General features: G+C 69.0%; 8 protein-coding genes. 5 read left to right on the plus strand and 3 right to left on the minus strand.

Features of this window, described 5'->3' with window-relative positions:
• On the plus strand, window positions 1–172 hold a 172-nt coding region (locus ACFPZL_RS07080; protein ID WP_382334965.1), incomplete at its 5' end, for a methylated-DNA--[protein]-cysteine S-methyltransferase.
• A 19-nt stretch (window positions 173–191) separates the two neighbouring features.
• Here ACFPZL_RS07080 and trmB read toward each other — a convergent pair.
• Window positions 192–920: a tRNA (guanosine(46)-N7)-methyltransferase TrmB gene (trmB, locus tag ACFPZL_RS07085; RefSeq protein WP_236022029.1), complete on the minus strand. Its 729-nt coding sequence runs from the start codon at window positions 918–920 to the stop codon at window positions 192–194.
• 323 nt (window positions 921–1,243) lie between these two features.
• Between trmB and aroQ the strand changes: the two genes are divergently transcribed.
• Window positions 1,244–1,681, plus strand: coding sequence for a type II 3-dehydroquinate dehydratase (gene aroQ / locus ACFPZL_RS07090; protein ID WP_218115061.1), 438 nt, complete (start codon window positions 1,244–1,246; stop codon window positions 1,679–1,681).
• A 181-nt stretch (window positions 1,682–1,862) separates the two neighbouring features.
• Here the strand turns inward: aroQ and ACFPZL_RS07095 are convergent, their stop codons facing one another.
• Complete coding sequence (locus ACFPZL_RS07095) at window positions 1,863–2,804, minus strand: CPBP family intramembrane glutamic endopeptidase (protein WP_218115060.1); 942 nt, start codon at window positions 2,802–2,804, stop codon at window positions 1,863–1,865.
• Window positions 2,805–2,889: 85 nt separating this feature from the next.
• Here ACFPZL_RS07095 and ACFPZL_RS07100 point away from each other — a divergent pair, with 85 nt between their 5' ends.
• On the plus strand, window positions 2,890–5,283 hold the full coding sequence (locus ACFPZL_RS07100; protein ID WP_218115059.1) for an ATP-binding cassette domain-containing protein: 2,394 nt from the start codon (window positions 2,890–2,892) through the stop codon (window positions 5,281–5,283).
• Between the two features lie 189 nt (window positions 5,284–5,472).
• Complete coding sequence (locus tag ACFPZL_RS07105; protein ID WP_382334961.1) at window positions 5,473–7,581, plus strand: S8 family serine peptidase; 2,109 nt, start codon at window positions 5,473–5,475, stop codon at window positions 7,579–7,581.
• Here the strand turns inward: ACFPZL_RS07105 and ACFPZL_RS07110 are convergent.
• On the minus strand, window positions 7,568–8,620 hold the full coding sequence (locus tag ACFPZL_RS07110; protein ID WP_218115057.1) for an LOG family protein: 1,053 nt from the start codon (window positions 8,618–8,620) through the stop codon (window positions 7,568–7,570). The genes ACFPZL_RS07105 and ACFPZL_RS07110 overlap by 14 nt on opposite strands.
• A gap of 88 nt (window positions 8,621–8,708) precedes the next feature.
• Here ACFPZL_RS07110 and ACFPZL_RS07115 point away from each other — a divergent pair.
• Window positions 8,709–9,595, plus strand: an 887-nt coding sequence (locus ACFPZL_RS07115; protein ID WP_382334963.1) for an RNB domain-containing ribonuclease, incomplete at its 3' end; no start/stop codon positions are given.

Consider the following 9,595-nt stretch of genomic DNA (forward strand, 5'->3'; position numbering starts at 1 on the left):
CGCCGGGCGCCCCACGGCGGTGCGCGCCGCGGCGTCGGGTTGCGCCAACAACCTGGTGGCGCTCATCGTGCCGTGCCACCGCATCGTGCGCACCGACGGCGGGCTCGGCGGCTACCTCTTCGGCACCGACATCAAGCGCCGCCTGCTCGAGCACGAGTGTGCGCTGCGCTGAAGCCTCCTCTGTCGGCGGCTCACGCCGAGCGATACGCGAGATCGCGGATCACGCGCCCCTTGTCGATGCCCTTCTGCTCGAAGGCGGTCAGCACGCGGCCCTCGAAGCGGGGCGCCCACTCCCCGGCGAAGTCGCGGGCGAAGCCGGGCGCCGCGTCCATCGTCTCGCGCATGTGCTCGGCGTAGTCCTCCCAGTCGGTGGCGAGGCGCAGCAAGCCCCCGGGCTTCAGCGCTCGAGCGGCGATGCGTGCGAAATCAGGCGAGACGAGGCGGCGCTTCTTGTGCCGTTCCTTGGCCCAGGGGTCGGGGAAGAACACCCAGATCTCGTCGACCGAGTGCTCCGGCAGGGCGCGTTCCAGCACCTCGGGCGCATTAGCCTCGACGAGGCGCAGATTGGCGAGATCCGCCCACTCTGCCCGGATCATGGTGCGCGCGAGCCCCGCGCGGAACACCTCGACCGCGATGAAATCCCAGTCGCGGAGCTCGGACGCGGCATGCACGATGGCGTGCCCCTGGCCGGATCCGACCTCGACGACGAGCGGCGCGACCCGGCCGAAGACCTCGGCGGGCTCGAGGCTGGCATGATCCGCCACGCTCGTCGCCGCGTGGCCCCGCGGCAGCTCGTGCAGGTAGCGCGGGCCGAGGTCCTCCCACGCCCGCTCCTGAGACGGGGTCATGCGCCCGCTGCGGCGCACGAACGAAACCGGCTTGTCGCGGAAGGTGCGCGGGTCGAAGCTCTTGTACGGCAGCGTCTGACGCTGATCCGGCTGATCGCGCGGGTCCTGCTGGTCTCGCTGCTCGCTGCGGCTCGGCTCGGCGGGCTCGGTCGGGTCGGTGCGGTTGCTCGGGTCGGTGCGGTCGGTGCGTGTCACCCCGACAGCCTAGCCGCGATCCCGCGCCCGGCCCGGCCCGGCCCGAGCACCGACGTTCGTGGGCGCACGCCGGTCGGATCCTCGCACTGTACGAGATCGTCGGCGCGGTACGGTTTCGATGCACGATCGCATGCAGCGCCGACGAAGGCGTACCGTCTGAGCAACGACGGCACGCGACGACCGCCGGGTAGGATCGGGGCATGACGCGTCGGATCCTCCTCGTGAACGGCCCCAATCTCAACCTGCTCGGCGTGCGCGAGCCCGGTGTCTACGGCAGCGACACCCTCGACGACGTCGTCGCGCTCGCGAGCGAGACTGCTCGGGGGCTCGGGTTCGAACTGCGCGCGGTGCAGAGCAATCACGAGGGCGTGCTGATCGACGCGATCCACGAGGCGCGCACCGAGTGCGCGGCGATCGTCATCAACCCGGGGGCGTTCACCCACACCTCGATCGCGCTGCGCGACGCGTTGAGCGGAGTCGCGCTACCTGTCGCCGAGGTGCACCTCAGCAACGTGCACGCGCGCGAGGAGTTCCGCCACCACTCCTACATCTCGCCGATCGCCGAGTTCGTGATCGCGGGCGCCGGCATCCAGGGCTACGAGTTCGCGGTACGCAGGCTGGCGGCGCTGCTCGCGTAGATCCCGCGTCACCGTCTCGCAACGCGATACCCGGCCCGGCAGCCTCGGTCCCTATCGCCTCGCCCACCCCTCCGCCTCACTCGTTCGGCGCTTTGAAGCGCTATTTCGCGGCCGAATGCATCGCGCTGACAGATGAATGCCGTCGGCGGGCGCGCACCTCAGTACGCCGAGCGGATCGTCGTCACGGCGCCGTCGGGAAGACATCGAAGAGCGCTGGGTTGTGCGCGTGCACGAGCACCGCGAACACGATCGCGTCGAAGAGCAGGTGCACGGTCACCACGTAGCCGAGCGAACGCGTGCGCAGGAAGATCCAGCCCTGCATGAGCGCGAACGGGACCGTGAGCAGCGGCCCCCAGGCGCGGTAGCCGAGCTCCCACAGGAACGACACGAACACGACGGCCTGCAACAGGTTCGCGAGCCAGTACGGGAAGTGCCGCAGCAGCACGGCGAACACCGTGCAGATGAAGAAGAGCTCGTCCCAGATACCGACGGCGCCGACCCCGATGAAGAGGCGCAGGATCAGGTCGGGCGAGTCCACGACGGGCCAGTTCCGATACACGCCCGAGCTGATGAAGTAGAAGGGCAGGATGGCCCAGCCCAGCACCAATACCGCAGCGAGCCAGGTCCAGTGCAGGCGCCCCCACCTCGTGCCGTCGCCCGTAGCTTGGCTCCGCGGACCGCCGCCGCGTGCGCCGCCGCGTGCCTCGCTCCGGGAAGCCTCGGTGCCGTGCCCCACCGCGTGACGCCCGCGCCAGGGGAACCCCGTCGCACGATCCCTGTAGACGAAGCGCGAGATCAGGTACGGCACTGCGACCGCGCCGCCGAGCGCGAGCGTGAAACGGATCATCGCCCGGTCGTCGAGCTCCGCCGCGAGCGGGATCAGTCGTACGATCCCGAGTCCGATCGCGATGAGCGAGAGGTCGCGCAGCAGCGACGGGCGGGCGGAGAAGCCGCCCTCGGCATGATCCGCGAACCAGGCGAGCAGGAGACCGGCCACGAGCAGTGCGAGGCCGAGCGCCGGCAGCTCCACGACGAAGAAGGCGGGAGCGGCGAGCACCGTGAACGCCGCGGCGACCGTGTGGATCGGTCGCACGCGGAGTCTCGCGGTCGGTTCGAGGTGCACGCGACCAGGCTACCGATGGCGACCGCCACGAGGACGATCAGGATCGGAGAAGCCGGATGTCGGAGCCCGGCACTAGCCTGGTTCCATGAGCACGGATGCTTCACCCCACCCCGCCGACGCCCACGACCGCATTCGCGTCTCCGGTGCGCGCGAGCACAATCTCAAGGATGTGAACGTGGAGCTGCCGAAGCGCCGCCTCACCGCCTTCACCGGAGTCTCGGGCTCGGGCAAGAGCTCCCTCGTCTTCGGCACGATCGCGGCCGAGTCGCAGCGGCTCATCAACGAGACCTACAGCGCATTCGTGCAGGGATTCATGCCGTCGCAGTCCCGCCCGGACGTCGACGTCCTCGAGGGTCTCACCACGGCCATCACTGTCGATCAGGAGCGGATGGGAGCGAATCCGCGTTCCACCGTCGGCACGGCGACCGACGTGAACACGATGCTCCGCATCGTTTTCTCCCGCCTCGGGCAGCCGCGCATCGGCTCGCCCAACGCCTTCTCCTTCAACGTCGCCTCGGTCAGCGGCGCCGGCGCCGTGACGCTCGAGAAAGGCGGACGCACGGTCAAGGAGCGCCGCAGCTTCGAGATCCTGGGCGGCATGTGCCCCACGTGCGAGGGACGCGGCTCGGTCAGCGACTTCGACCTCGACGAGCTGTACGACGCGGACGAGACGCTCTCGGGCGGCGCGCTCAAGGTCCCGGGCTACAGCATGGATGGCTGGTACGGGCGCCTCTTCTCCGCGGTGCTGCCGATGGACACCCCGATCCGCGAATTCAGCACGCGCCAGCTGAACGATCTGCTCTACAAGGAGCCGACCAAGATCAAGGTCGACGGCACCAATCTCACCTACGAGGGCATGATCCCGCGCATCCAGAAGTCGATGCTGTCGAAGGATCGAGAGGCCATGCAGCCCCACATCCGCGCATTCGTGGACCGCGCGATCGTGTTTCGCACCTGTCCGGAGTGCGACGGCACCCGGCTCAACGACACCGCCCGCTCGTCGAAGATCGGCGAGCTCTCGATCGCGGACGTCTGCGCGATGCAGATCTCCGACGTCGCGGAATGGGTGCGTTCGATCGACGACCCCGGCCTGGCGCCCCTCATCGAGAAGCTCTCGGACACGCTCGACTCCTTCGTGCAGATCGGACTCGGCTACCTCTCCCTCGAACGGCCGACGGGCACGCTCTCGGGCGGCGAGTCGCAGCGCACCAAGATGATCCGCCATCTGGGCTCACCCATCACCGACGCCACCTACGTCTTCGACGAGCCCTCGATCGGGCTGCACCCGCACGACATCCAACGCATGAACCAGTTGCTCGTGAAGCTGCGGGACAAGGGCAACACCGTGCTCGTGGTCGAGCACAAGCCCGAGATGATCGCGATCGCCGATCACGTGGTCGATCTGGGGCCCGGCGCCGGCGTGAACGGCGGCGAGATCTGCTTCGAGGGCACGGTCGACGGACTGCGCGCCTCGGGTACGCTCACCGGCAGGCACCTCGACGACCGGGCCCGGCTCAAGGAGTCGACGCGCACGCCGAACGGCGCGATCGAAGTGCGCGGCGCGGATCTGCACAACCTGCGCGGCGCCGACGGGCACGGTCTCGATGTCGATGTGCCGCTCGGTGTGCTCTGCGTGATCACGGGTGTCGCCGGTTCGGGCAAGAGCTCGCTGATCCACGGCTACGTCTCGAAGCGGGACGGCGTGGTCGCGGTGGATCAGGGGGCGATCAAGGGCTCGCGCCGATCCAACCCCGCGACCTACACCGGTCTGCTCGACCCGGTGCGCACCGCGTTCGCCAAGGCGAACGGTGTGAAGCCCGCACTCTTCAGCGCGAACTCCGAGGGGGCCTGCCCCGAGTGCAAGGGCGCCGGCATCATTTACACCGATCTCGGCATGATGGCGACGATGGAGAGCGTCTGCGAGGTGTGCGACGGCAAGCGCTTCGATGCCGCCGTGCTCGAATACACGCTCGGCGGGAAGAACATCGCCGAGGTGCTCGATCTGTCGATGTCCGAGGCGCGCGAGTTCTTCTCCGGTGCCTCCGAAGCGGGTTCCGAGCCCAAAGTGCCGAAGGCGGCGAAGATCCTCGAACGCCTCGTCGATGTGGGGCTCGGCTACCTCACGCTGGGGCAGCCGCTCTCGACGCTCTCCGGCGGGGAACGGCAACGGCTGAAGCTCGCCATCCATATGCTCGAGGATGCCGAGATCTACGTGCTCGACGAGCCGACCACGGGCCTGCATCTCGCAGACGTGGAGCAGCTGCTCGCACTGCTCGATCGCCTCGTCGACGCGGGCAAGAGCGTGATCGTGGTCGAGCACCACCAGGCCGTCATGGCGCACGCCGACCGGATCATCGACATCGGGCCCGGAGCCGGGCAGCAGGGCGGCCGGATCGTCTTCGAGGGCACCCCGGGCGAGCTCATCGCCGACGGTTCGACGCTGACCGGTCAGCACCTCGCGGAGTACGTCGCACCCTGACGCGCGGCCGACCGGGACCTCGGCGATCCCTCCTCGATCGAGCTTCGACCAGGCCTCGACGCCGTGAGACCAGGCAAGAAATGTCGTGCCAAATCCCAGGGCGTCATCTATGATCGCTTCAAGTTCGTGTGTCGCGTCGAGCCCGGGGGAACGCAAGCAGGGCATCGTCGCGGGAGCGGGGGATCTATCATGTCCAAGACTTCTGCTGTTGCGAGAAGGGTGCTCGCTACCGCGGCCTTCGTCGCTCTCGTCGCCTCGCTGACGACGTCGCCGGCGCTCGGTGACGAACCCGGCACCGAAGGACCGACCACGGGCCCGGACGGCGCACCGCCGCCGGTCTCGGTCGAGCCGGAAGCCGAGGACGGCGCGCTGGCAGACTCGGGGCTCCGTCAGATCCACGCTGACTGGCTCGCGGGAGAGACGGATCTGCCCGATGTGGTGGACGATGCGATCCGCGTCGAAGTGGTCCACGACCCGGGCGTCACCGATATCGGCGCGGCGCTCGCCTCCGTCGGCGCGACGGACATCGTCACGCTGACCGACGAGCTCAGCGTCGCCACCGTCGCCGTCGCCTCGCTGCCGGATGCGGAGCTGCTCCCCGGCATCGGCTACCTGCGTCTGCCCGTGCTCGTCGCCCCACCGGTCGATCCCGGGGTAGGTGTGCTGCCCGATGATCCCGGGCGCCTCCCGGGCGTGCCGGCCGAGCCATCGCCGCAGCGCCTCGCACCCGGGCCGGCGGAGATCGGCTACTACGGCGACGACATCCTGAAACGGGTGCGCACCGCGGGTTGGCACAAGGCCAAGTACACGGGAAAGGGCGTCAAGATCGGGATCGTCGACTACTTCAGCGGCGTCCACTGGGACTACGCCTACAGTTACAAGGATCTGCCCAAGCGCCCCACGGGCGTCTTCTGCAGTTTCAACGGTACGACCTGCACCGATAGCGTCTTCTGGAACCAGGGCTCGCACGGCGTCTCGGTCGCCGAAGCGATCCACGATGTCGCCCCCGGCGCGAAACTGTACCTCGCCACCGTCAGCACGACCGAGGACCTTCGCCGGGCGATCGACTACTTCGCGAGCAAGGGTGTGAAGATCGTCTCCCGCTCGCTCGCCGCGCAGTTCGACGGTCCCGGCGACGGGAGCTCCGGCCCCTCGGTCGACCTGCTGAACTACGCCGTGAAGAAGGGCATGCTCTGGGTCAACTCGGCGGGCAACCACGGGGTGCGCAATACATACGTCTCCTCGGCCGGTCGTACGGTCTACTACGGCGGCTACTGGCGCGGCACATGGACGGATCAGGACGAGGACGGCTGGATGGAGTTCTCGGATCCCCGGGGCAACGTCCTCCCCAGCGAGATGATGACGAGCTACTGCAACGCCTGGATACAGGGCCTCCGCTGGAACGACTGGGGGACGAACCGCACCGACTACGATCTGTACGTCTACGCCTGGCGCAGTGGCAGCTGGCAAGCGGTCGGGTCGTCCGCCAACCGGCAGCAGAGCGGCCCCGAGGTCTCCCCCATCGAGATCCCGGCGAACCTCACCTGCTCCGGAAACGAGGAGATCAGGTTCGCGATCTGGAAGCACCACGACGGCAACGGCACCGCGAACGACACCCTCGAGCTGATGGTGAACGGCCTCATGTGGGACTATGTCTCCAACGCCGGATCCGCCGGCCAGCCCTACGCCGACTCGAAGAACGCGGGCGGCATCTCCGTCGGCGCGGTGAACGTCTCGACCGGCGTCATCGCCGAATACAGTTCGCGCGGGCCGCTGAACGACGGCCGGAAGAAGCCCGATGTCTCGGCCGCCTCGGAGTTCACATCGGTGAGCGCCAGCGACTTCCGCTTCACCGGTACGAGCGCGGCGACGCCCGTCGTCTCGGGCGTCGCCGCGTTGATCCTGCAGAAGAACCCGAAGTGGAAACCGGCCACGCTCGGCAAGTACCTGCGCTCGACTGCGAACCGCGACCGCGGCGCCAAGGGCACCGATAACGTCTACGGTTCCGGCGAGATCCGGATGCCGCTGATCAACACCAAGAAGCCGAAGGTCTCGGGCACCAAGCGGGTCGGCAAGAAGCTCAAGATCATCGCCCCCAAGTGGAGCGAGAGCGGCGTCAAGGTGAAGTACCAGTGGCTGCGCAACGGTAAGAAGATCAAGGGCGCCACGTCGAAGACCTACAAACTGCGCACGGCCGACCGTGGCAAGCGCATCAGCGTGAAGGCGACAGCGAGCAAATCCACGTACAAGACGGTGTCGGCCGCCTCGGCCAAGACTTCGAAGATCAAGAAGAAGTAGCCGATCGCGGTGCCGACGGCAGTCGGTTCAGTGCCCGGATCAGCCGGTGCAGCTCTCCGGCCGCCCGATGCTTCGGCACGAACGCGATCCGCGGCAGCTCGAGTTTGTCGCGGTCGGCCCGCTCCGCCGGCAGCGGCTCGGCGGCCTCGAACCGCCCCTGCTCGAGCAGATGCGCGAACTGCTCGTTCAGTTCGGCGATCTCCGACGGGGTCGGCGCGGCGCGCAGACGCAGAACCAGCCGCTCATCGACCCACCGCAGCGAATCGTAGTTGCCCCAGAACCCGGAGACCGCGTCGACGGCCGCCTCGACCGAATCGGTGATCAGCACCCGGTCGAGATCGCCGGGTGAGATGACGCCGGTCCGCTCCAGATGTCCGACGACGAACTCCTCGAATCCCTTCCAGAAGGTACCGCCCGGCTCGTCGAGCAGCACGATCGGCACGGGCTCCATCTTGCCGGTCTGCTGCAGCGTGAGCAGCTCGAAGGTCTCGTCCATCGTGCCGAAGCCGCCCGGCAGGCAGATGAAGCCGCGGGACTCCTTCACGAGCATCAGCTTTCGCGTGAAGAAGTACTTCATCGAGACCAGTCGATCCCCGTTGGCGTGCAGATGCTCCGGCACCTGCTCGAACGGTAGGCGGATCGAGACGCCGAGCGACTGCTCGGGCCCGGCCCCGGTTGCGGCGGCCTCCATGATGCCAGGTCCGGCCCCGGTCACGACCATCCACCCCTGCTCGGCGAGCCGGCGCGAGACCTGTTCCGCCTCGCGCCAGAGCGGATCGTGGCTCCGCGTCCTTGCGGACCCGAAGATGGTCGCCTTGGGGATGCCTGCGAACGGCTCGAACAGGCGGAACGCCGCCCGCATCTCCTCGAGCGCGGCCGCGGTGATCTTGAGGTTCAGCCTCCCCGTGCCGTCCTGTCCGAGCCCGAGCCCGGTGGTGAGGATGCGCCGGACCAGGCCGCGCTGCGAGGCCACGCCCGCGCGCTCCATCAGCTCGTCCAACGCGGCGGTCAGCGCCTCGTCTTCCGGATTCCCCTGCATCGCCCCAGTCTACGGTGCCGCTACGACACGGAGCCCCGGTGCGGCGCCGCGGACCGGTGCCGCACCGGCCTGGCGATAGTCTGGGCCTATGCCAAGCCGGCGCACGCGCATCACTCCGCAGAGCGCCCACGGCCGGCTCGCCGCCGCGCTCACGGCGCTCGGCGAGGAGTTCGGCGTTCCCGAGGGATTCCCCGCTGCCGCGCTCGCGGAAGCCCGCTCCGCAGCCCCGCCGGAGCCGGCGATCGATCTGCGCGACCTGCCGTTCGTCACGCTCGATCCGGTGGGATCCCGCGACCTCGATCAGGCCTTCCATCTGGAACGGACCGCGCGCGCCGCCACCCGGGCCGCCGCTCGGGGCTTCACGCTCCACTACGCGATCGCCGACGTGCCGGGGTTCGTCGCACCGGGCGGCGCCCTCGATGCGGAGGCGCGCACGCGCGGACAGACCCTCTATCTGCCGGACGGCGCGGTGCCGCTGCACCCTCCTGTTCTAAGCGAAGGTCGCGCCTCGCTCCTGCCGGACGCGGATCGGAGCGCCTACGTGTGGACGGTCGCGCTCGACAGCGATGGCTCGGTCGTCGATGCCCGGGTGGAGCGCGCGCTGATCCGCTCCCGCGCCCAGCTCGACTACCCCTCCGCCCAGGCCGCGATCGATCTCGGTGCGGCCGCGGGACCGCTCGCCCTGCTGCCGGAGGTGGGCCGGCTGCGGATCGCGCAGGAGCATGCGCGCGGCGGCGCGAGCCTCAACCTCCCGGAGGAGGAGATCCTCCGGGACGAGCACGGCTACCGCATCGAACGGCGCACGCCGCTGCCGGTCGAGGAATGGAACGCCCAGCTCTCGCTCCTCACCGGCATGATCGCCGGTCGGATGATGCTCGACGCACGGATCGGGATCCTGCGCACCATGCCGCCGCCCGCACCCGAGGCGCTCGACGGCTTCCGCGCGCGCGTGGCCGCGCTCGGGACGCCCTGGCC

The organism is Leucobacter soli (assembly GCF_042659205.1).
GTDB lineage: Bacteria > Actinomycetota > Actinomycetes > Actinomycetales > Microbacteriaceae > Leucobacter > Leucobacter soli.

Bases quoted from the DNA above. Each gene is read 5' to 3' on its own strand.
- aroQ (WP_218115061.1), top strand. From the start codon at position 1,244: ATGACGCGTCGGATCCTCCTCGTGAACGGCCCCAATCTCAACCTGCTC.
- ACFPZL_RS07100 (WP_218115059.1), top strand. From the start codon at position 2,890: ATGAGCACGGATGCTTCACCCCACCCCGCCGACGCCCACGACCGCATT.
- ACFPZL_RS07105 (WP_382334961.1), top strand. From the start codon at position 5,473: ATGTCCAAGACTTCTGCTGTTGCGAGAAGGGTGCTCGCTACCGCGGCC.
- ACFPZL_RS07110 (WP_218115057.1), bottom strand. From the start codon at position 8,620: ATGCAGGGGAATCCGGAAGACGAGGCGCTGACCGCCGCGTTGGACGAG.